22 protein-coding genes are annotated in these 20,313 nt (G+C 67.3%); 10 read left to right on the top strand and 12 right to left on the bottom strand.

The features are described 5' to 3' along the window. Positions 1 to 924: acetyl-CoA hydrolase/transferase C-terminal domain-containing protein (locus VFE83_RS15790; RefSeq protein ID WP_324907882.1), on the top strand; the 924-nt coding region annotated here is incomplete at its 5' end. Positions 925 to 1,529: 605 nt separating this feature from the next. Here VFE83_RS15790 and VFE83_RS15785 read toward each other — a convergent pair. From VFE83_RS15785 to VFE83_RS15770, 4 genes are all read right to left on the bottom strand, one after another. Then, complete coding sequence (locus VFE83_RS15785; protein WP_324907880.1) at positions 1,530 to 2,207, bottom strand: YafY family protein; 678 nt, start codon at positions 2,205 to 2,207, stop codon at positions 1,530 to 1,532. A 58-nt stretch (positions 2,208 to 2,265) separates the two neighbouring features. Next, positions 2,266 to 3,657, bottom strand: a complete 1,392-nt coding sequence (locus VFE83_RS15780; protein WP_324907878.1) for an NIPSNAP family protein — start codon at positions 3,655 to 3,657, stop codon at positions 2,266 to 2,268. 69 nt (positions 3,658 to 3,726) lie between these two features. After that, positions 3,727 to 5,088, bottom strand: a complete 1,362-nt coding sequence (locus tag VFE83_RS15775) for an ATP-binding protein (protein ID WP_324907876.1) — start codon at positions 5,086 to 5,088, stop codon at positions 3,727 to 3,729. Beyond that, positions 5,085 to 5,756, bottom strand: a complete 672-nt coding sequence (locus tag VFE83_RS15770) for a response regulator transcription factor (RefSeq protein WP_324907886.1) — start codon at positions 5,754 to 5,756, stop codon at positions 5,085 to 5,087. Before VFE83_RS15770 ends, VFE83_RS15775 begins: the two co-directional genes overlap by 4 nt. A gap of 154 nt (positions 5,757 to 5,910) precedes the next feature. On the opposite strand from VFE83_RS15770, the gene VFE83_RS15765 reads away from it, so the two are divergent. The 5 genes from VFE83_RS15765 (at position 5,911) to VFE83_RS15745 (ending at position 11,016) form a co-directional block, all read left to right on the top strand. Beyond that, a complete protein-coding gene (locus VFE83_RS15765) occupies positions 5,911 to 6,435 on the top strand; it encodes a hypothetical protein (protein ID WP_324907874.1) in 525 nt (174 codons plus the stop codon). Positions 6,436 to 6,493: 58 nt separating this feature from the next. Beyond that, a complete protein-coding gene (locus tag VFE83_RS15760) occupies positions 6,494 to 7,522 on the top strand; it encodes an MBL fold metallo-hydrolase (RefSeq protein ID WP_324907872.1) in 1,029 nt (342 codons plus the stop codon). Between the two features lie 43 nt (positions 7,523 to 7,565). After that, positions 7,566 to 8,606 carry a class 1 fructose-bisphosphatase gene (locus VFE83_RS15755; protein WP_324907870.1) on the top strand — a complete coding sequence of 347 codons (1,041 nt, stop codon included), beginning with the start codon at positions 7,566 to 7,568 and terminating at the stop codon, positions 8,604 to 8,606. 198 nt (positions 8,607 to 8,804) lie between these two features. Then, entirely contained in the window at positions 8,805 to 10,220 is a 1,416-nt protein-coding gene (locus VFE83_RS15750; protein ID WP_324907868.1) for a sigma-54 dependent transcriptional regulator, read from the top strand. 64 nt (positions 10,221 to 10,284) lie between these two features. Then, positions 10,285 to 11,016: a 2OG-Fe(II) oxygenase gene (locus tag VFE83_RS15745; protein WP_324907884.1), complete on the top strand. Its 732-nt coding sequence runs from the start codon at positions 10,285 to 10,287 to the stop codon at positions 11,014 to 11,016. Between the two features lie 190 nt (positions 11,017 to 11,206). On the opposite strand, the gene VFE83_RS15740 is transcribed toward VFE83_RS15745, so the two are convergent. From VFE83_RS15740 to VFE83_RS15730, 3 genes are all read right to left on the bottom strand, one after another. Beyond that, on the bottom strand, positions 11,207 to 11,641 hold the full coding sequence (locus VFE83_RS15740; RefSeq protein WP_324907867.1) for a response regulator: 435 nt from the start codon (positions 11,639 to 11,641) through the stop codon (positions 11,207 to 11,209). Continuing rightward, positions 11,641 to 12,777, bottom strand: coding sequence for a sensor histidine kinase (locus VFE83_RS15735; RefSeq protein WP_324907865.1), 1,137 nt, complete (start codon positions 12,775 to 12,777; stop codon positions 11,641 to 11,643). Before VFE83_RS15735 ends, VFE83_RS15740 begins: the two co-directional genes overlap by 1 nt. A 126-nt stretch (positions 12,778 to 12,903) precedes the next feature. Next, positions 12,904 to 13,992: a PA0069 family radical SAM protein gene (locus VFE83_RS15730; protein ID WP_324907863.1), complete on the bottom strand. Its 1,089-nt coding sequence runs from the start codon at positions 13,990 to 13,992 to the stop codon at positions 12,904 to 12,906. 74 nt (positions 13,993 to 14,066) lie between these two features. On the opposite strand from VFE83_RS15730, the gene cls reads away from it, so the two are divergent. The 4 genes from cls to VFE83_RS15710 all read left to right on the top strand — a co-directional run bounded on the left by cls (position 14,067) and on the right by VFE83_RS15710 (position 17,287). Beyond that, on the top strand, positions 14,067 to 15,503 hold the full coding sequence (gene cls / locus VFE83_RS15725; RefSeq protein WP_324907861.1) for a cardiolipin synthase: 1,437 nt from the start codon (positions 14,067 to 14,069) through the stop codon (positions 15,501 to 15,503). Positions 15,504 to 15,621: 118 nt separating this feature from the next. Further along, positions 15,622 to 15,888, top strand: coding sequence for a hypothetical protein (locus VFE83_RS15720; protein WP_324907859.1), 267 nt, complete (start codon positions 15,622 to 15,624; stop codon positions 15,886 to 15,888). Positions 15,889 to 16,002: 114 nt separating this feature from the next. Further along, positions 16,003 to 16,482, top strand: coding sequence for a hypothetical protein (locus tag VFE83_RS15715; RefSeq protein WP_324907858.1), 480 nt, complete (start codon positions 16,003 to 16,005; stop codon positions 16,480 to 16,482). Positions 16,483 to 16,501: 19 nt separating this feature from the next. After that, the gene (locus VFE83_RS15710) at positions 16,502 to 17,287 is read left to right on the top strand and encodes a pyridoxine 5'-phosphate synthase (protein WP_324907856.1); all 786 of its coding nucleotides are present in this window, start codon (positions 16,502 to 16,504) and stop codon (positions 17,285 to 17,287) included. Positions 17,288 to 17,648: 361 nt separating this feature from the next. Here the strand turns inward: VFE83_RS15710 and VFE83_RS15705 are convergent, their stop codons facing one another. The 5 genes from VFE83_RS15705 to VFE83_RS15685 form a co-directional block, all read right to left on the bottom strand. Beyond that, entirely contained in the window at positions 17,649 to 18,062 is a 414-nt protein-coding gene (locus VFE83_RS15705) for an ExbD/TolR family protein (protein ID WP_324907854.1), read from the bottom strand. 122 nt (positions 18,063 to 18,184) lie between these two features. Next, positions 18,185 to 18,601 carry a biopolymer transporter ExbD gene (locus VFE83_RS15700; RefSeq protein ID WP_324907851.1) on the bottom strand — a complete coding sequence of 139 codons (417 nt, stop codon included), beginning with the start codon at positions 18,599 to 18,601 and terminating at the stop codon, positions 18,185 to 18,187. A gap of 15 nt (positions 18,602 to 18,616) precedes the next feature. After that, a complete protein-coding gene (locus VFE83_RS15695) occupies positions 18,617 to 19,033 on the bottom strand; it encodes a biopolymer transporter ExbD (protein WP_324907849.1) in 417 nt (138 codons plus the stop codon). A gap of 50 nt (positions 19,034 to 19,083) precedes the next feature. Next, complete coding sequence (locus tag VFE83_RS15690) at positions 19,084 to 19,836, bottom strand: MotA/TolQ/ExbB proton channel family protein (RefSeq protein WP_324907847.1); 753 nt, start codon at positions 19,834 to 19,836, stop codon at positions 19,084 to 19,086. Positions 19,837 to 19,908: 72 nt separating this feature from the next. Next, on the bottom strand, positions 19,909 to 20,313 hold a 405-nt coding region (locus tag VFE83_RS15685; RefSeq protein ID WP_324907845.1), incomplete at its 5' end, for an energy transducer TonB.

The raw sequence follows: 20,313 nt of genomic DNA, 5'->3' as shown, positions 1-20,313 counted from the left end.
CTGGTGCATCCGGACGACCGCATCGGCGAGCCGTACCTGCGCTGCGATCCGGCCAAGGTCATCGCCATCGTCGAGACCGACGCACCCGACCGCAACTCGCCGTTCTCGCCGCCGGACGCGACCTCGCGCCAGATCGCCGCGAACCTGCTCGACTTCTTCGCCCATGAAGTGCGTCGCGGCCGCCTGACGCCGCAGCTGCTGCCGCTGCAGTCGGGCGTGGGCAACATCACCAACGCCGTGCTGGCCGGTCTGGCCGACGCGGGTTACCGCGACCTCACCGCCTTCACCGAGGTCATCCAGGACGGCATGCTCGATTTGCTCAAGCGCGGCGTGCTGCGCATGGCCTCGGCGACGTCGTTCTCGCTCAGTCCCGCGGCGATCGACGAGTTCCTGGACCACGTCGACTACTACCGCGAACGCATCGTGCTGCGCACGCAGGAGATGTCGAACCATCCCGAACTGGTGCGCCGCCTGGGCTGCATCGCGATGAACGGCATGATCGAGGTGGACATCTACGGCAACGTCAATTCCACGCACATCGCCGGCAGCAAGATCATGAACGGCATCGGCGGCAGCGGCGACTTCGCGCGCAACGCCTACCTGTCGGTTTTCATGTCGCCCAGCACGGCGAAGAACGGCGCGATTTCCTCGATCGTCCCGATGGCCAGCCACGTCGACCATACCGAACACGACGTCATGGTGGTTGTAACCGAGCAGGGCCTGGCCGACCTGCGCGGGCTGGCACCGAAGCAGCGCGCCCAGCGCATCATCGACATCTGCGCGCACCCCGATTACCGCCCGATGCTGCAGGACTACTTCGACCGCGCCAGCCGCGAGAGCTACGGCAAGCACACCCCGCACCTGCTGGACGAAGCGTTGTCGTGGCACCAGCGGTTCGTGAAGACGGGGACGATGCGGCTGTAGATCTTGAGCCCGCGCTGCATCGATGCGCGCGTCGGCGCCTGGCTTGTGCCTGTCGGTCGTACTCGCTGGCACGTGACCAGTGGAACGTGAAAAGTCCATGGATCCCCGCCTTCGCGGGGATGACGAGCGGGAGCATTGCCACTACGGCTACGGCTATCGCTATCGCTGTTGCTGTTGCTGTTGCTGTTGCTGTTGCTGTTGAACAGCCAACCACATTTCTAGACCCGTAGGGCGCCGCACATGGATGTGCGGCGCTGAGCAAGGAGGCACGGATGCCGACTTGCGGGGCCCCGACTCCTCTTCCGGTCATGGGATTGCTTCGTCAGGAAAGACCCTTTCTTTGGGTTACTTTTCTTTGGGTCAGCAAAGAAAAGTGACCCGGCCGGCTTTAGGCGGCCGGAAGCTTTGGCTCTTTCGTGACGGACGCGAATGGGAAAGCGTGAAAAGTCCTTGGATTCCCGCCTTCGCGGGAATGACGGGCTAGAGCGATGAGCAAGCAAAAATGGATCCCGGCTTTCGCCGGGATGACGGGGCAAGGCGGTAGCTATCACCATCCGAGGGACAAGGCGCGAACGCGAGCAGCCGGTCGTACGATCAGTAGCTGACTACCCACCCACCGCCTTCATATACGCCTCCAACCCCCGCTCCCTCGTCTCGTGGAACGTCTCCCCCGTAGGCGAGAACGACACGATCCGGTCGGGCCGGAAGTTGCGGAAATCCTGGCGCAGGCGACACCACGCCCCCAGCGTCCAGCTGCCGCCCCAGAACGCCAGGCACAACGGCTCGATCTCGCGCTCGCTCGCGCGCGCATCGTTGTCGCGGTAGCTCATGCGCAACACCTGTGCGGCGATGATCGCTGCGTGCAGATCATCGATCAGGCCGCTGTTCTCCAGCCGCTGCACCTCCGGCGCGAAGATGCGCGTGTGCGAACTGCGTTCGCGCAGGTCCGAGGGAAGCACGGCCTCGATCTTCAGCAGCGCCGCCGCGGCCTCGCGTGCCAGGCGCTTGCCGCCGAACGCACGCACGAAGCGCGTGCCGACCACCAGGGCTTCGAGCTCGTCGGGCGTGAACATCAGCGGGGGGATGTCCGAGCCCTTGCGCAGCAGATAGCCCACGCCGGCCTCGCCTTCGATGGGTACGCCGGAACGCTGCAGGTCGGCCACGTCGCGGTACACCGTGCGCAGCGACACGCCGAGCGTCTCGGCCAGATGCTGCGCGGTGATTGCGGAGCGGCGGCCACGCAGGGCATGGATCAGCAGGAAGAGTCGGTCGGCGCGGCGCATGCGACATGATCGCGCGGCCGCGTGCGGCACTCAATCCGCACGCCGGCGCATGGCGCGGTCATGCGCGCAGCTCCGAACGTGCGGTCGGGGCAAGGCGCAGGCGTTGCGGCGGTTCCCTCAGGCCGCGCAGCAGTGCCTGTGCGATGGCGGTGCGCCAGCCTTCGTCCGCGACCAGTGCCTGCTCGTAATGGTCATGCGCATGCACGCTGTCGAAGCGTGCGAACCACACCAGCACCTGCTCGCCTTCGCGCACCGGCAGACGCGCGAAGGTGTTCTCGCTCGCGTCGGTGACGTACAGGCCGGCAACGTCCGCACCGGCCGCGCGCAGGCGCGGCGCGAGCTGCGCTTCGAAACGTTGCAGGAAACCGTCTTCGGCCGGCGCGTCCAGCAGGCAGATGCCGGCTTCGAACAGCCCGGCCGGCTCATGCGTTGCACCGACCGCGGGACGTTCCTGCGAAGCCGGCGGGAGTCCGCTGTCCTTGCGTGCCGGCCGCAACAACAGCACGTTGTCGCTGTCGATCATCGTGGCATTGGCGGCGTTGCGATGCTTCTGCCACGTGGGTCCACCGTAGAAACCGGCCAGCGCTTCGGCGCGCACCGGCATGTCGGCAAAGCCGCGCATCCACACGAAGCGGTCGGCATGGTCCAGGTCGCGGAACTGGCCGATGACGTGCATGCCCACCGCTTCCTGCGGTTCGACGAACTCACGGTCGAACAGGTCGATGAGCTCGTCGCGTCGACCCGGATGCAGCGTGTACTGACGCAGTTCGATCACGCCATCGTCGTGCAGCAGGCGTCCGTTCCCGTCCGTACGACGGAACCACATGTGCCAGTTGGTTTCCCAGCTCGCGCCGCCGTCGCTGGAGAACGCCTGCTGCCAATGCGCGGTGTTGGCGCTGACCTGGTTCCAGACGAAGCGCACGCGGATCGGGCGTCCCTCGTGTTCGGCATCGCCGAAGAAGGTGCCGGCGCCCTGCTCGAAGGCACCGACCATCGGGGGTTCCAGCACGCCATCGTGGTTGCCGGCCCAATAGATGCTCCATTGCCGCGTCTCCGGGTTGAACAGGCGCAGGGTCATGCCGATGAAGCGGCCGTCCACGCCGGGCCGTGTCCAGTCGCTGACGAAGTCGTCGACGTTGCCCAGTCCGCCCAGCAACGGCTGGCACAGCTGCGTGGCGCCGAAGATCTCCCAGTCGGTGGAGCCCGCGAGGCGCTGCGCGAGGCGTTCGTTGCGGATGCGCCACTGGCCGTGCAGGAAGTCGAAATCGTGTCGGCCATCGTGGCCGGTCGGGTCGCTCATCGCGGTCGATTCTTCGTTGCGAAGCAGGGGTCTGGCGACCGCGTTGAACGCCGGCAGCCAGGCGGTCTGGGCGACGGCGGCCCATTGCAGCAGCAGGCGGCGCTGGCGGTGCCAGGCCGGCTTCAGGACGGCATCGAGGGCATTGCCCATGGGAAGGTCTCTGCGGACGTGCCGATTCGCACGTCCGCAGGTTGCCGCCGCCCTGCTGCCAAGGTGCTGTCAGGAGCCTGCGTCGCTCGCCGGAAAGAACACCCGCACCGCCAGCCCGCGTCCCTCGAGGCCGCCGTCCACCTCGATGCGCGCGTGATGGGTACGCGCGATGCGGGCCACCAGCGACAGGCCGATGCCGCTGCCGCGCTCGGCCCCGCCGTTGGCGCGATAGAAGCGGTGGAAGATGCGCTCGCGATCCTCCATCGGCACGCCAGGGCCGTCGTCGGCCACGCACAGCACGATGCTGGCGACGCCGTCGTGCACTTCGCGCCGACAGGTGACCGCAGCGTGGCCGCCTTCGCCCGCGTAGCGCACCGCGTTGTCGACCAGGTTGCGGATCAGGATGCCGAGCTGGTCGATGTCGCCCAGGATGCGGCTGTCCTCGGTCTGCAGGCTGATGCGCTGGTGGCGTTCGCGCGCCAGCGTTTCGAAGTCGCGCACCACGATCACCAGCAGCGGTGCCAGGTCCACGGGCACCAGTTCCGGAGCCTCGGTGCCGGCGTCCAACCGCGCGAGGTCCAGCAACTGTTCCGACAGGCGCGCGGCCCGTTGCACGCCGGCGCTGAGGCGGCGCAGCGCGGCATTGCGCTCGGCAGGATCCTCGGCGCGACGTGCGAGATCTGCATGGGCGCTCAGCACGGCCAGCGGCGTGCGCAGCTCATGCGCGGCATCGGCGATGAAACGCCGTTCGTTCTGCACGGCCTGGTCCACGCGCGTGAGCTGCTCGTTGAACGCCGACACGATCGGATTGAATTCGGTGGGCAGGCCGGGCGCGGCCAGCGGCGTCAGGTCCAGTGGCGGGCGCGCCTGCAACGTCTTGCGCAGCGCCGTCAGCGGTCGCAACGAGCGGCCGATCACGACCCACACGGTCAGCACGAATAGCAGGAAGATCAGCAGCGCGGCCAGCAGGCTCATGCCGACCCAGGTGCGCACCTCGCGCGCGACCATCTCCTTGGAGCGCCCCACCTGCACGACCAGGCCGCGGCGCGGATCGGACAGGCTGTAGACGTGCCACTTCTCGCCGTTGATGACGCGGCGCGCGAACCCGTCGGTGAAGTCGGGCTTGAGCGGTTCGTTGGGCGCGGCCAGCGAGTACACGACGTTGCGTCCGTTGGCCCACACCTGCCAGCTGGTCTTGTGATCGCGGATGCGGCCGTTGATCGGTGGGCGTTCGCGCGGGGGCAGGCGATCCAGCCCGTCCGGCATGGACTCCAGGATCTGCGCGGCGATCTCGCGCTGCGATTCGTCCCAGAAGCCGTAGTGCGCGCGGGAGAGCTGCCAGATCTGGCAGCCCAGCCACACCAGCCAGGCCACCAGCACGCACTTCACCGAGACCCAGGTCAGCCGCCAGCGCAGCGAGCGCGTCTTCATGCGCCGGCTCCGCCGCCGTTGATGCGATAACCCTGCCCATGCACCGTGGCGATGAGCTGCTCGCCGAGCTTGCGCCGCAACTGATGCACGTACACGGCGATGGTATTGCTCTCGATGGTGCCGGAGCTGCCGTACACCGCTTCCTCCAGCTGTTCGCGCGTGACCACGCGGCCCTGGCGTTCCATCAGCAACAGCAGTGTGCGGAACTCGTGCGCGCTCAGCGACACCGGCACGCCATCGCGCGTCACCTCGCGGCGCGAAGGATCCAGCACCACGCCGTGATGGCTCAGCACCGGCGACACGCGGCCCTGGCTGCGGCGCATCACCGCGCGCAGCCGCGCATACAGTTCGTCGGGCTGGAACGGCTTGACGATGTAGTCGTCGGCACCGGCGTCCAGTCCGGCGATGCGGTCGCTGAGCTTGTCGCGCGCGGTGATGATGAGAACCGGCGTGGTGTCGTAACGCCCGCGCACGAACGACAGCACGCTCAGCCCGGAGCTGCCCGGCAGACCCAGGTCCAGCAGCACCGCGTCATAGGAATGATCGACCAGCGCGGTCCTCGCACGCGCGGCGTCGCCCACGGTGTCCACGTGGAAACCGTGCTGGCGGATGCCGGCGCACAGCGCCTCGGCCAGCATCGTGTCGTCTTCCACCAGCAACAGGTTCACCGGCCACTCCGCCGTCGGTTCAAGGGTCGCCAGTGTCATCGGCCGCGTTTAAAAACTTCTTAAAGGCCGGCGCGCAGTCTGGCGTCGCCGTCGATCGTAACGGCCCGCGTCCGCGTCGTCGCCATCCTCCGCAGTCCCCCCGCACGGAGCCTCCATGAACGCCACCTCGCTCGCCTTCCGTCCCGTCGAACGCGCACCTGCCCCGTTGCGCGTGACCGCCGTGGCGCGCGTGGATACCGAATCGCTGCAGGCGCTGGTGCGCGAGCACGCGCAGTACACGCGGCTGGAGCGCCACGGCGATGCACGGGTTCGCGGCGATGTCCGCACGCGCCAGCTGGAGTTCGAGGAAGCGCTGTTCGAACCGCCCGTGCGCGCCTGGGCGTGGCTGGCGCGCACGGGCGGCGAGGCGGTGGGTTACGCCGCTGCGACCGTCGGCTACTCCGTGCTCGAAGGCGGCTACTGCTTCCAGCTGGATGCGCTGTACGTGCGCGATCCATGGGCGACGCATGACATCGAGGCAGCGCTGTTCGAACAGGTACGCGCCACTGCGCAGCGCCTGGGCTGCGTGCAGCTGCAATGGCAATCGCCTGCGTGGCAGTCGCACTCGCGACGATTCGATGCCGGCGCCGAACGGGCCGAATGTGTGGGTCACGTGCTGCGCCTGGGCGGCCATGACTGACCCGCAACGACCCGGCATGCACATGCCGCGGCAATCCCTCCTTCTGCTCATCCTTCTCATGACCACCGCATCGCTCACCGCCTGCAGTTCTTCGCGCTACGCGCATTCGCCGCAGTTCCGGGACGGCGGCTTCCGCAACCCGGTTGCGCCCAAGCAGCCCGGCTGGCGCGAGATGCCGCGCATGCTGTGGCGCTTCGCGTTCGGCAAGCCGGACGACGCGACGCCCGACACACCGCTGCCGGTGCAGCCGCTCACGCGCGCGCAGTTGCTGGCATCGCCGGACGGCTCGCTGTTCCGGCTGGGCCATTCCACCGTGCTGCTGAAGCTGGACGGCGGCTTCTGGCTGACCGACCCGGTGTTCTCCGAACGCGCATCTCCCGTGCAATGGGCCGGACCGAAGCGCTTCCACGCGGCGCCGATCTCGCTGGATGCGCTGCCGCCGATCCAGGGCGTGATCCTCTCGCACGACCACTTCGATCATCTCGACCGCGACGCCGTGCTGGCGCTGGCGGAGAAGACACGCTATTTCGTCGCGCCGCTGGGCGTGGGCGATTTGCTGATCGAGTGGGGCGTGGATCCGGTGAAGGTGCACCAGCTGGACTGGTGGCAGGAGACGCACTTGGGCGGCCTGCGCCTGGTCGCGACGCCGGCGCAGCATTTCTCCGGCCGGCGGCTGTTCGCCGACAACCCGACGCTGTGGGCGTCGTGGGTGATCGAGGGCGACGGCCTGCGCGTGTTCTTCAGCGGTGACAGCGGTTACTTCGACGGATTCAAGGAGATCGGCGAGCGTTACGGTCCGTTCGACCTGACCCTGGTGGAGTGCGGCGCGTACGACGCCATGTGGAGTGGCGTGCACATGCTTCCCGAGCAGACCGTGCAGGCGCACCTGGACCTGCGCGGGCGCTGGCTGCTGCCGGTGCACAACGGCACCTTCGACCTGGCGCTGCACGGCTGGCAGGAACCGTTTACACGCGTAAGCGAACACGCGAAGGAACGCGGCGTGCAACTCACCACGCCGGGCTTTGGTGAACCGGTGGCCATCGCCACGCCGCCCGCGTCGACGCCTTGGTGGCTGCCCAGGCCATAGTCATCGGCGACAATGGCGGCCCGTTTTCAACGCGGTGCCGCCCATGACGCCCAACTCGCATTCGATTTCCCTCACCCGCTACCTCATCGAGGAGCAGCGCGCCGGTCGCATAAACGCCGATTTGCGCCTGCTGATCGAGGTCGTCGCCCGCGCCTGCAAGAGCATTTCCATCGCCGTGGGCAAGGGTGCGCTGGGTGGCGTGCTGGGCGATGCCGGCAAGGCGGGCGAGGCGTCGATCAACGTCCAGGGCGAGGCACAGAAGAAGCTGGACGTGCTGTCCAACGAGATCCTCATGGAAGCCAACGCGTGGGGCGGCCATCTGGCCGGGCTGGCATCGGAAGAGATGGACACCTCGCAGCCGATCCCGGACGTGTATCCGCGCGGCAACTACCTGCTGCTGTTCGATCCGCTGGACGGCAGCTCCAACATCGACGTCAACATCTCCGTCGGCACGATCTTCTCGGTGTTGCGCGCCCCGGACGGCGTGACCCAGGCGACGGACGACGACTTTCTTCAGCCGGGCACGGCGCAGGTGGCCGCGGGCTATTGCACGTACGGCCCCAGCACCATGCTCGTGCTGACAGTGGGCAACGGCACGCACGCGTTCACGCTCGACCGCGAGATCGGCAGCTTCATGCTCACCACGCGTGGCATGCGCATTCCGGAAGAGACCAAGGAGTTCGCGGTCAACATGTCCAACCAGCGCTTCTGGGAAGCGCCGATGCAGCGCTACGTCGGCGACCTGCTGGCCGGCAAGGAAGGCCCGCGCGGCAAGGACTTCAACATGCGCTGGGTCGCGTCGATGGTGGCGGACGTGCATCGCATCCTCACGCGCGGCGGCATCTTCAGCTATCCGCTGGACAGCAAGTGCGCAGCGAAGGGCGGCAAGCTGCGCCTGATGTACGAAGCCAATCCGATGTCGCTGCTGGTGGAGCAGGCCGGCGGCGCAGCCAGCACCGGACGCCAGCGCATGCTCGAAGTGCAGCCCACGGGCCTGCATCAGCGCGTGCCGGTGTTCCTGGGGTCGAAGCAGGAAGTGGAAACCGCCGTGCGCTATCACATGGAGCACGACGCGGCCGCCTGATCCGCGCATAATTTCAACTCCCTCGACTACGCTGCGAATCTGAATCGCGTTGGCGCGTTTCATGCCGCGTGCCAACGCGATTTTCCTGCGTACCGCATGCGTCACCCGTGACCGCTCATCGTCGCGCGGCGCGTTGACTACACTGCGTAACTCCTCGCAGTGGCAGCATCGGCTGCCTCGGACCCGTCGAGGTGGGAGATGCCGATCGAAGGAACGCAGCAATCCGGCCCCAACGGTGTGGAGGGCCGTGAACTGATCTATGTCACCCGCGGCGGCGCCGGGCGCGTGCTAGCGTTGGGCGGAGTGCAGGCGCTGGGCTGGAACCTGCACCTGGCGCCCGACGTGCGCAGCGTGCTGCGCATCCTGCATCGCGATCCGCGCAAGCCGCATGCCGCGCTGCTGGATCTTCGCGAGGGCTTCAGCCAGCACGATCTGGCCGAGTTCGGCGCGGCGTTGTCGGCCGGCAATGTCGGGTGGGTGGCGGGCATCGATGCGCGCCAGCTCGAGGACACGCCGGTCCGCGACCTGATCCGCGATTACTGCTACGACTACCTGACCCTACCGTGCCCGGAATCCGTGCTCAGCACGGTGATCGGACACGCGCACGGCATGGCAAGCCTCGCCTGCGAGCGCGGCGACGTCACCAGCGAAGCGGGCTTCGACGGCATGATCGGCGAGAGCCCCGCGATGCGCACGCTGTGCCGCACCCTGCGCAAGGCCGCGTTGACGGAAGCGCCGGTGTTCATCGCCGGCGAGACCGGCACCGGCAAGGAGCTCGCGGCGATGGCGGTGCATAGGCACTCGCGCCGGCATGCGCATCCGTTCGTGGCGATCAACTGCGGCGCGATCCCGCACAGCCTGATCCAGTCGGAACTGTTCGGCTACGAGCGCGGCGCATTCACCGGCGCGCAGCAGCGCAAACTCGGCCGCATCGAGATGGCCAACAGCGGCACGCTGTTCCTCGACGAGATCGGCGACCTGCCGCTGGAAAGCCAGGCATCGCTGCTGCGTTTCCTGCAGCAGGGCAGCATCGAGCGTCTTGGCGGGCACGAGCAGATTCCGGTCGACGTGCGCATCATCTCGGCCACGCATCACGACCTGGATCGCGCCGTGGCAGAGGGCCGGTTCCGCGCCGACCTGTATCACCGCCTGTGCGTCCTGCGCCTGCAGCAACCGCCGCTGCGCGAGCGCGGCAGCGACATCGACCGCATTGCCGCTTACGCGTTGCAGCGCTATTCGCAGGAAGGCCATCGCACGCTGAAGGGCTTCGCGCCATGCGCGCGGCAGGCGCTGCACAGCCACACCTGGCCGGGCAACGTGCGCGAACTGATCAACCGCGTGCGCCAGGCCGTGGTCATGGCGGAAGGGCGGCTGATCACCGCGGCCGACCTGCACATCGAGAGCGCGCTGGCGACACCGCCGCCTACGCTGGACGAAGTACGCGACGCCGCCACCCGGGCGGCCATCGAGCACTCGCTGCACCGCAACCGCGGCCGTCTGGTGGACGTGGCGCGCGAACTGGGCGTGTCGCGCGTCACGCTGTACCGCCTGATGCAGCGCCACAACCTGCGCGCGCACGAGCCGGAGACGCCGAGCACCATCCACGTGGCCTGAGACGCGGCTTGCATCGCCGCGCGCGCATGCGAGGATGGGACGACGTCGTCATCTCCGCGAGCGCATGGACCGCCACGACACCGTTCCCGGCACGGCCGGCGTACCCGACTTCATCGAGGTTTTCGAGGGCGCGCTCGACCGTGCGCTGTGTGCACAGCTGATCGAGCGCTTCGATGCGAGTGCCGACACCGTGCCCGGCCGCGTCGGCGGCGGTGTATTGCCCGACCTGAAGGACAGCCGCGACCTCACCATCACCGGGCGCGAGGAGTGGCGCGAGGCGGAGGCGATGCTCAATCGCGCGGTGTTCAATGGCCTCATCGCATATCTGCGCCGCTATCCGCACACGCTGATCGCGCCGCTGATGCTGGAGGTGCCCGGCGACAACGGTGCGCGTCACCGGCTCACCGCCGAACGCATGGCCGCGATGGACGATGCAGAACTCGCGCCGGTGGTGCAGACCGTGTTGCGGCCCGGCTCGATCAACCTGCAGCGCTACACCGCCAACCGCGGCGGCTACCCGTACTGGCACTGCGAGTTGTACCCGCGCGACACCGGCGCGGAAACGCTGCACCGCCACCTGCTGTGGACGCTATACCTCAACGACGGATTCGACGAGGGCGAGACGGAGTTCCTCTACCAGCAGCGTCGCATTGCGCCGCGCACTGGAAGTCTGTTGATTGCGCCGGCGGCCTTCACTCATACCCATCGCGGAAACCGGCCGAAAGGCGGCGACAAGTACATCGCGACGAGCTGGATCCTGTTCCAGCGGGCGGAGCGGCTGTTCGGGTCGCAGTAGTTGCGGTTGGCCACTGGCTACCGCAGCAGGACGGACGAGCTGTCCTGATCGTCGCCGTTACTTTTCAATCGCAACGGGTATGCGTGAAAGTCCCTGGATCCCCACCTTCGCGGGGATGACGGGCAAGAGCAGGCGGGAAGGTCCGACAGGGCGAATCACCAAGACTGCGTCGGCCTATCGCGACGCCAGCTCACACATGCCGCGGATGGTTCAGCACCAGCCAGTACAGGCCGACCTGCTTCACCGCCCACACGAACTGCTCGAAATCCACCGGCTTCTGGATGTAGCTGTTGACGCCCAGCGCGTAGCTGGCCTCCACGTCGAACGGCTCGGCGCTGGTGGTGAGCACCACCACTGGCAATGTGCGCGTGGCTTCGCTGGCGCGCACCGCCTGCAGCACCTCGCGACCATCCACCTTGGGCAGGTTGAGGTCCAGCAGCATGATCGACGGAAGATCGTCGGGATCGCGATGGCTGTACGCGCCGCGGGCGAACAGGTAATCCAGGGCCTCGGCGCCGTCGCTGACCACCACCAGGCGGTTGGCGATCTTCGCTTCGTCGAACGCGATGCGCGTCAGCTCGACGTCGTCGGGGTTGTCTTCGACCAGCAGGATTTCCTTGTGCATCAGGCACGTTCCTCCGCGACCATGGTGGCCGGCAGCTCGAGGGTAAAGGTCGCGCCGGCATCGGGCGTGGAATCGGCCCGCACGCTTCCGCGGTGGCGTTCGGCGATGCGTCGCACGATCGCCAGGCCCAGACCGTGTCCCCCCCCTTGATCCGGTCCGTGCAGCCGCTGGAATGGCTCGAACAGCTTGTGAGCATAGCGCATGTCGAATCCGATGCCCTGGTCACGGATTTCGACATGCACCAGGTCGCCGATCCGCTCACCCGCAACGTCGATGCGGATCGGTTCGCGCTCGCGCGAGAACTTCCAGGCATTGCCGATCAGCTGGCTGAGCATCAGCTTGAGCAGGCGCTCGTCGCCCTGCACGCGCAGTTGCGGTTGCACGTGGATCTCGGCGCGGCGCCCTGGTTCGGCATCCTGCAGTTCCGCGCCGATCCACTCGGCCAGCAGGCTCAGGTCGACGTCGCTGGCGCGCAGTTCGGCACGCGTGACGTACGACAGGTCGTTGAGCGCGCTGAGCAGCCCGCTCATGCGCGAGGCCGCGGCGCGGATGCGCACGAGGTAATCGCGGTCCGTGTCGTCTAGCCGCTCGCCCGCGCGATCGGCCAGCAATGCCGAGAAGCTCTCGATCGATCGCAGCGGCGCGCGCAGGTCATGCGCGACCGCGTCGGCGAACAATTGCAGCTGACGGCGCGAGGCATCCAGCGCGGCATGTTCGGCCTCGGCACGCGTCTGCAGCGCCAGTTCGGCGGCGCGCTGCGCGCTGACGTCGCGCAGCTGCACCAGCAGATGCATCGGCATGCCGTTGGCGTCGCGCATCACCGCGACGTTGACGTGCGCCCAGATGGTCTCGCCATTGCGGTGGACGTAGCGCTTGAGCGCATCGAGCATCGGCAGGCTGCCATCCACCAGCCCGCGCAGGTACGTCGAGCTCATGCCCACGTCATCGGGATGCGTGAAAGCCGCCGCGGGCCTGCCCACGAGCTCCGCCGCGCTGTAGCCGAACATGCGTTCGAAGGCTGGGTTCACTTCTTCCCAGCGTCCCTGCAGATCGACGATGGCCATGCCGACGCCGGAAGCTTCCATCGCCAGACGGAAGCGGTCGATGCCGGTTTCCTGGCCCCGTGTATCGCTCATTGAAGGTGGATCTGATCCTGTCGCTGGCGAAATTGTAGCCAAGCCGTTCGTGACGATGCGGTGCACGGGCCGGCGTGGCGTGGCGTGGAGCGACAGGATATCCGGCATGAACCGGATCGGCCTCGTTCAGAACAGTTCGCCCTGCGGCGATGGCTTGCGGGGCGGCACGAACTGGCTGGTGTCCAGTTCGCGATGGCTGTCGAATCCCATACGCCGGTACGCTTTCGCAAAGCGCTGTGCGATCAGCTGTGCGAAAGGTCCCTCGCCGCGCATGCGCGTACCGAAGGTGCTGTCGTAGTCCTTGCCGCCTCGCATCTGGCGGATCAGGCTCATGACGTGCTCGGCGCGGTCGGGATAGTGCAGCTGCAGCCACTCGCGCCACACGTCTTTCAGCTCGTGCGGCAGCCGCAACAGCACGTAGCCGGCGGACGTCGCGCCGTGTTCGCGCGCGGCCTCAAGGATGTGCTCGAGTTCACGGTCGTTGATCATCGGGATCACCGGCGCCACCATCACGCCGACCGGAACGCCGGCATCCGCGAGCGTTCTCATGGCTTTCAACCGCGCGTGGGGAGCTGCCGCGCGCGGCTCCATCCGTGCGGAGAGGCGGTTGTCCAGCGTGGTCACCGAGAACGCGACGCTGGCCAGCCCGCGCGCGGCCATCGGCGCGATCAGGTCGATGTCGCGCACCACGGCGGCGTTCTTGGTGATGATGCTGAAGGGATGCGAGCAGTCGCGCATCACCTCGATCAGCGAACGCGTCACTCCGTAGCGGCGTTCGATCGGCTGGTAGGAATCGGTGTTGATGCCCAGCGCCAGCGGGACGCAGCGGTAGCCGGGCTTCGACAGTTCCTCGCGCAGGCGCTCGGCCGCGTTGGTCTTGGCGTAGAGCTTCGTTTCGAAGTCCAGGCCGGGCGACAGGTCCAGGTAAGCATGCGAAGGCCGCGCGAAGCAGTACACACAGCCATGCTCGCAACCGCGGTAAGGATTCACCGACTGGCTGTGACCGACGTCGGGCGACTGGTTGCGGCTGATGATGCTGCGCGCGCGCTCCTCGGTGACCTGGGTCTGCGGGCCGGGCGCCTCGGACAGGTCTTCGTAGACCGAACCCCAGCCGTCGTCCTCGCCGCGCGCGACCGTCACCGCGTAACGGCCGTCGACATACGAAGCGGCGCCACGACCCTTGATCGGCGCCTGGGCTTTGCGGGCATCATCCATCCGCCGTAGCCTACGACGGCACCGTCGCAGCCCCTGCGACGACCCGCTGAATGGACGACGGAGATCCGCCCGGCATGCCCGAAGCCCTGCAGACCGCGTGGAATTCAGTCACCTCCATTCCCAACATCGGCCTGTACCTGACGCTTGGCTGGCTCGGCTACCTGCTGGTCCTGGGCCTGTACATCGCGCTACAGAAGCGCGAACCGGTGGCGACGCTGAGCTGGCTGATCAGCCTGGCCGCGCTGCCCTACATCGGTTTCGTCATTTATTTCTTCCTGGGACCGCAGCGCATCACGCGCCAGCGCCTGCGCCGCGTGCGCGCCCGTGCGGCGCTGCCTCCGCCGCCGGAAGGGCTGCATCCGACGCCCGACGCCATCGAGCTGGCGCGCCTGGCCCAGGCCACCACCGGACTGCCCCCGATCACCGCCACGCGCGCGGACCTGCTGGTGGACGGGGCAGCGAAGTACGGCGCGCTGCTGGAGGCGATCGCGCAGGCGCGCGAGCACATCCATCTGGAGTACTACATCTACCTGCCCGACCGCACCGGCACCGCGCTGCGCGATGCCCTGGTCGAACGCGCGCGCGCCGGCGTGCAGGTGCGCCTGCTGCTGGACGCGGTGGGGTCTGGTCGCACCAAGCGGCGCTTCCTGCAGCCGCTGGTGGAGGCGGGCGCCGAGGTGGCCTGGTTCCACCCGATGAAGCTGCACTGGTTCTGGAAGCGGCCCTGGCTCAACCTGCGCACGCACCGGAAGATCGTGGTGATCGACGGGCAGGTCGGATTCACCGGCGGCATCAACATCACCGACGAGGAAGACGAACGACTGCGCGAGGACGCCTACCGCGACCTGCACCTGCGCCTGGAAGGCGACGTGGTGCGCGAGCTGCAACTCGTGTTCATCGAGGACTGGGCGTACGCCACCGGCCAGCCGCCGCTGAAGCTGCACAACCCGGCGCCGGTACGTGGAACCATCGCCGCGCAGGTGCTGGTGTCCGGGCCGGATTCTTCCTGGGAGGCGATCCATCGCCTGCACGTGGCGGCTATCCATTCCGCGCAGCGGCGCGTGTGGCTGGTGACGCCGTATTTCGTCCCGGGCGAAGCCGCACGCATGGCACTCACTTCGGCCGCATTGGGCGGACTGGACGTGCGCCTGCTTGTGCCGAAGGTCTGCGACAGTCGGCTGGTCACGCTGGCGGCGCGCTCGTACTTCGACGAGCTGCTCGAAGCGGGGGTGAAGGTCCACGAGTACGGCCCACGCATGCTGCACAGCAAGGCGCTGCTGTGCGACGACGACCTGGCCATCATCGGCAGCGCCAATTTCGACCATCGCAGCTTCCGCCTGAACTTCGAGGTCTCGGTGATGTTCCGCGACCGTGGCCTGGTCGCCGAGCTTGCGGAACTGATCCAGGGTGAATGCAACCTGGCCCCGCGCGTGCGGCCCGACCGGGCGCAACCCCTGTGGACCACGCGCGTCCCCGAAGCGCTGGCGCGGCTGGTCTCCCCCCTGTTGTGACGCGGCTCGCGATCGCGCTGACCGGCGGTTGCCGAGAGCGGCCGGCCGGCCGATGCGCTCGCTGGACGCGCGCTACACTTCCGGCGCTGTCGTGAACGACCACCGGGAGTCTCCCCCAATGCCCTGGCTCTACCTGTTGCTGGCCATCGCCGCGCTGGCCGTTGCCTTCAAGACCACGTCGGTCGCGGTACTTGTGGTCTGCCTGCTGCTGTCGCTGGGGTTTTTCCTGGCCTGGGTGATGAAGCTGCTGGCGCAGCGCGTCGACAGCCAGAGCCGCGACACGTCGATGATCCTGGATCCGGCCGAGCTGCGCCGCCTGCGCGAGCAGGCCGAGGCCCGCCGTGCCGCGGCGTCCACCAGCACCACCCCGCCGCCGGCCGCCTGACCCGCCATCGCACTGCGCTAGCATGGGCGCGCCGGTCGCTCTGGCGTGTTCCGGAACGTCGACCCCGCACTATCGTGCGCGCGCTGCCGGCCGCGCGTCGCCGGGAGATCGCCCATGAAGCCGTTCCTTAGCGCGTGCAGGTTCATGCCGCAATTCGTGTCGGCTGCTGCGCTGTCGCTTATCGCCGTTTCCGCTTTCGCCCAGTCCGGCCCGCCGGCGTCGGGCGGATCCGGTGGCTGTGGTCGCATCAGCGTGTTCGATGTCGCACCGCGCAACCAGGACCTGTATCGCGCACGCCTGATGAGCATCGACGGACGCACCGCAGGTCCCGTGGGCGCGCGTACTTTCCGCGTACCGGTCGGCCGGCACACACTGGAGGTTGCCGAGGTGATCGACGTCGAGCAGTTCAGTGACGTGCAACTGCTTCAACGCGATCAGCGCATGGATCGCTACAAGACGCTCGAGGTGGACGTGAAGCCCGACACGACCTACCTTCTCGCGGCGCACCTGATCGAATCGCACCGCAACCGCATTGCTGACGGTTCCTACTGGGAACCCGTCATCTACGGCCAGAACAACGAGCCCTGCAAGTGAGTCGAAATACTTCCACGCCATGCCCGAGGCACGTGCCGTGACCGTGCTCAGCGTCAACGTCAACAAGATCGCGGTGCTGCGCAATTCGCGCGGCGGCACCGAACCCGATGTGGTGCGCGCAGCGATCGCGTGCCTGGATGCGGGCGCGCACGGCATCACCGTGCATCCGCGTCCCGATGCGCGGCACATCCGTGCGGACGACGTGCTGGCGCTGGCAGAACTCACGCGCGCGCGCGGCGTCGAGTTCAACCTGGAAGGCAATCCATTCGCGCCGCCTCGGCCGGGATATCCCGGCTTCCTCGCGTTGTGCGAACAGGCGCGTCCGGCGCAAGCCACGCTGGTGCCGGACGGCGATGCCCAGCTCACGTCGGATCACGGCTTCGATTTCATCCGTGATGCGGGCGCGCTACGTCCGCACGTCGATGCGCTCAAAGCCCTGGGCTGCCGCATCAGCCTGTTCGCCGACGCGCACACCGAAAGCGGACGCAGCGGCATCGCACATGCTGCGAAGGTCGGTGCCGATCGCGTCGAACTCTATACCGGTCCTTATGCCGAGGCGTTCGCCAGCGACGGCGGTGCGGCCATGGCGGCCCACTTCGCCGAGGCCGCGCGACGTGCGCAGGACGCCGGCCTGGGCGTCAATGCCGGCCACGATCTCAGCCAGGACAATCTCGGCTTCTTCCTGCGGAACGTGCCTGATGTCCTCGAAGTCTCCATCGGCCACGCGCTGATCGGCGAGGCCCTGTACCAAGGTTTCGAAGCGACGGTTCGTTCGTATCTGAAGATCCTGGCGGAAGGCAGGTAACGCCGCCCGATCTCTGGGCCGGAGCCTTACCTCGTCTCCACCTTGCGCTTGCTGCGGCTGACCACGCGAGAGCGGTTGAAAGCTCCTCGGCTTCTCCCGCCAGGGAGCGAGCGTCGTATCGGCGCGGGCGAGTGCAGTGTGTAGCCCGGGTACGCGAAGCGCACCCGGGATCATGCGTCTCCGAGGAGCATCGCGAGTGCGGGCCTCATCGCGCGTGCCGACCCTCACCCCAACCCCTCTCCCGACGGGAGAGGGGCAGAATGCAGTTCCGGTCCTGTCTTTCGGGGACCTGCGGGTTGGCGCGTAACGCACCCGGGTCAGGCGTTGCCGGAGCGCAACGCGATGCGCGTCCTCGTGCGCGCTACTGCCAGGCGATGTCGCGCACGCCGCTGCGCTGCGCCTCGGCCAGCGTCCAGGCGAAATCCTGATAGTCGGCATCGGCGTTTGCGGCGATCTGCACCACCGTGTGCGGCGACCGCTGCGCCAAATCGCGCAACGCCTGCGGCAGTTCCGCACGCGAGAGCGCGACACCGTCGAGCCGGAAGTTGCCCGCGCCTTCGACCTGCAGCTCGACACGCGGGGGAGGCATATCCGGGCGAATGTTGGACTGTGGCAACCGGAGATCGAGGTTACCGGTCAGTGCCGGCGCGGCCATCATGAAGATCACCAGCAGCACCAGCATGACGTCGACCAGCGGGGTGATGTTGATCTGGGCGACCTCGCGATGATCGCCGTGGGAGCGGGAGTCGGACAGATAGAACGCGGAGACGGCCATACGCAACCTCCTGGGGCCCCATGCCCGGCTCCACGCTACGCCGCCCGATGCGGGCCGCGCAAGCGGGCAAAAAAAAACGCCGCCCGGAGGCGGCGTTTTCACGACAGGTAAGGGTCACTCGATCAGTCGTTCTGCACGAAGCCGATCTTTTCCATTTCAGCGTTCTTCGCGTGGGCCAGCACCTTGGCCAGGATGCCGTAATCGGCGTCCGGGCTGGTGTCGATCTCGAGCATGGGCTGGTTGGTCGGGTCGCGCTGGACCTCGACTTCCATCATGTTCTGGATCGCCGTAAGGGGCTGGGGCGCGTCATTCCAGTACACCTGGCCCGAGGCGTCGATGCGCAGCCTGATCGGCGGCGGCGGCGTCTTCGTCTGGGGAGGCGGGTTGAGCGACTTCTGCGGCAGGTTGACGTCGATCGGGTACGACAGGGTCGGTGCCGTGACCATGAAGATGATCAGCAGCACCAGCATCACGTCCACGAGGGGCGTGACGTTCATGTCGGCCATCGGACCGCTACCGGAGTTGGATGCAAATGCCATGACTAGTTCTCCGGATCAGCGTTCTTTGATCGCCACGAAGCCGACCTTGCGCATGCCCTGGGCCTGCGCGATCTGCACCACTTCGGACACGACGCGGTACTTGGTCGTCTTGTCACCGCGGACGTTGATCTGCGGCTGCGGCGTCTTCTGGGCTTCGATCGACAGTCGGCTTTCGAGCAGGTCCTTGGTGATCGGCTCGTCGTTCCAGTAGATCTTGCCGGTGTCCTCCACCGCGAGGGTGATCGGCGGAACCGGCGGAGCCTTTTCCTCGCGCCTGTCGAGGTTGGCTTCCGGAAGATCGACCTTGACCTTATGCGACATCAACGGTGCGGTGATCATGAAGATGATGAGCAGCACCAGCATCACGTCCACGAGGGGCGTGACGTTGATCTCGGCCATCGGGCCGCCGCTATCGCCAGTACTGAAGGCCATTACGAGACTCCAACCTGCTGCAAAAGGTAGTCGTTACGACGCGTTCGAACTTAGCGCTTCGCAGCCACTTCGCCGACGCGCGAGCCGGTGGCGAAGAAGTCGTGCAGGTCGTGCGCGAAGGTATCGAACTTGTTGTTGGTGACGCGGTTGAGGCGGGTGAAGAAGTTGTACGCCAGCACCGCCGGGATCGCGACGAACAGACCGATGGCGGTCATGATCAGCGCTTCACCCACCGGACCTGCGACGGCGTCGATCGAAGCCTGGCCGGTCGCGCCGATGCGGATCAGGGCGTGGTAGATGCCCCACACGGTGCCGAGCAGACCGACGAACGGAGCGGTCGAACCGACGGTGGCGAGCACGGTCAGGCCGGCTTCCAGCTTCGAGCTCTCGCGGGTCACGCCCTGGCGCAGGGCGCGGTCGACGAACTCGGAGCGGTTCAGCGACTCGACCAGGCGCGAACCTTCGTGGCGCTGGTGGTGGGCAGCCGCCTGGGCGGCGTCCAGGGCGATCTTCGAGAACGGCTCGAAGCGGCCCTGCTCTTCCATGAAGCGGATGGCGTCCTGCGCGTTCGGGGTTTCCCAGAACGTGCTGACGACGCGGTCAGAACTGGCGCGCAGGCGCAGGTTCTTAACGAAGTTCACCACGATCCAGTAGATCGACAGAACCGACATGATCGCCAAGGTGATGAAGACGACCCAGCCGACGAAGTCGAAGTTCTGCAACAGATGCGCGAAGCTCATCTGCTGAAGTGCCTGGGCGTTGGAGCCTCCAGCAGTCGCAGCGGTGGTGGTTTCCTGCAGCATGACGCTTACCTTTGAAATGTCGTGGAAAGGAATTAGGTGTTACGGATTGCTACTACTGCCCCGTGACCCCGATCAGGTCGGCGGGACGAAATCGACCGGGACGCGAACGCGGCTCTGCACACCGACGCCGTTCTGCATTTCCGGGTTGAACTTCCACTTCCGGGCGGCGTCCATTGCGGCGCGGTCGAGGTTACGGTTGCGGCTCGACTTCTCGACCGAGACGTCCAGCACGTTGCCCTGGCCGTCGATGGTGATGACCAGCACGACCGTGCCACCCACGCCCTGACGGGCTTCGGTCGGCGGGTACTTGGGCGGGTTCAGTCGGCGCGAGGACGGGTCGACGCTCGAACCGATCGTCGTGGCCGGCGCGGGCGGCGACGGCGGACTCGGCGGCGGAGCGGCCACGTCGACCGGGCTCGGATCGTCCACCAGCACCGGCGGTTCTTCCGGCGGCGGCGGCAGCGGCGTCGGCTGCGG

The sequence above is a fragment of the Lysobacter sp. genome, from assembly GCF_035655815.1.
In the GTDB taxonomy this organism is placed as follows: Bacteria; Pseudomonadota; Gammaproteobacteria; order Xanthomonadales; family Xanthomonadaceae; genus Lysobacter_J.
The sequence above is the reverse complement of the archived record's forward strand: the minus strand, read 5'-3'. Positions and strand labels throughout refer to the sequence as shown.

What these genes read in the sequence shown, in the direction of transcription:
- VFE83_RS15785 (WP_324907880.1), bottom strand. Translation starts at nt 2,207, where the DNA reads ATGCGCCGCGCCGACCGACTCTTCCTGCTGATCCATGCCCTGCGTGGC.
- VFE83_RS15780 (WP_324907878.1), bottom strand. Translation starts at nt 3,657, where the DNA reads ATGGGCAATGCCCTCGATGCCGTCCTGAAGCCGGCCTGGCACCGCCAG.
- VFE83_RS15775 (WP_324907876.1), bottom strand. Translation starts at nt 5,088, where the DNA reads ATGAAGACGCGCTCGCTGCGCTGGCGGCTGACCTGGGTCTCGGTGAAG.
- VFE83_RS15765 (WP_324907874.1), top strand. Translation starts at nt 5,911, where the DNA reads ATGAACGCCACCTCGCTCGCCTTCCGTCCCGTCGAACGCGCACCTGCC.
- VFE83_RS15760 (WP_324907872.1), top strand. Translation starts at nt 6,494, where the DNA reads ATGACCACCGCATCGCTCACCGCCTGCAGTTCTTCGCGCTACGCGCAT.
- VFE83_RS15755 (WP_324907870.1), top strand. Translation starts at nt 7,566, where the DNA reads ATGACGCCCAACTCGCATTCGATTTCCCTCACCCGCTACCTCATCGAG.
- VFE83_RS15750 (WP_324907868.1), top strand. Translation starts at nt 8,805, where the DNA reads ATGCCGATCGAAGGAACGCAGCAATCCGGCCCCAACGGTGTGGAGGGC.
- VFE83_RS15745 (WP_324907884.1), top strand. Translation starts at nt 10,285, where the DNA reads ATGGACCGCCACGACACCGTTCCCGGCACGGCCGGCGTACCCGACTTC.
- VFE83_RS15740 (WP_324907867.1), bottom strand. Translation starts at nt 11,641, where the DNA reads ATGCACAAGGAAATCCTGCTGGTCGAAGACAACCCCGACGACGTCGAG.
- VFE83_RS15735 (WP_324907865.1), bottom strand. Translation starts at nt 12,777, where the DNA reads ATGAGCGATACACGGGGCCAGGAAACCGGCATCGACCGCTTCCGTCTG.
- VFE83_RS15730 (WP_324907863.1), bottom strand. Translation starts at nt 13,992, where the DNA reads ATGGATGATGCCCGCAAAGCCCAGGCGCCGATCAAGGGTCGTGGCGCC.
- cls (WP_324907861.1), top strand. Translation starts at nt 14,067, where the DNA reads ATGCCCGAAGCCCTGCAGACCGCGTGGAATTCAGTCACCTCCATTCCC.
- VFE83_RS15720 (WP_324907859.1), top strand. Translation starts at nt 15,622, where the DNA reads ATGCCCTGGCTCTACCTGTTGCTGGCCATCGCCGCGCTGGCCGTTGCC.
- VFE83_RS15715 (WP_324907858.1), top strand. Translation starts at nt 16,003, where the DNA reads ATGAAGCCGTTCCTTAGCGCGTGCAGGTTCATGCCGCAATTCGTGTCG.
- VFE83_RS15710 (WP_324907856.1), top strand. Translation starts at nt 16,502, where the DNA reads ATGCCCGAGGCACGTGCCGTGACCGTGCTCAGCGTCAACGTCAACAAG.
- VFE83_RS15705 (WP_324907854.1), bottom strand. Translation starts at nt 18,062, where the DNA reads ATGGCCGTCTCCGCGTTCTATCTGTCCGACTCCCGCTCCCACGGCGAT.
- VFE83_RS15700 (WP_324907851.1), bottom strand. Translation starts at nt 18,601, where the DNA reads ATGGCATTTGCATCCAACTCCGGTAGCGGTCCGATGGCCGACATGAAC.
- VFE83_RS15695 (WP_324907849.1), bottom strand. Translation starts at nt 19,033, where the DNA reads ATGGCCTTCAGTACTGGCGATAGCGGCGGCCCGATGGCCGAGATCAAC.
- VFE83_RS15690 (WP_324907847.1), bottom strand. Translation starts at nt 19,836, where the DNA reads ATGCTGCAGGAAACCACCACCGCTGCGACTGCTGGAGGCTCCAACGCC.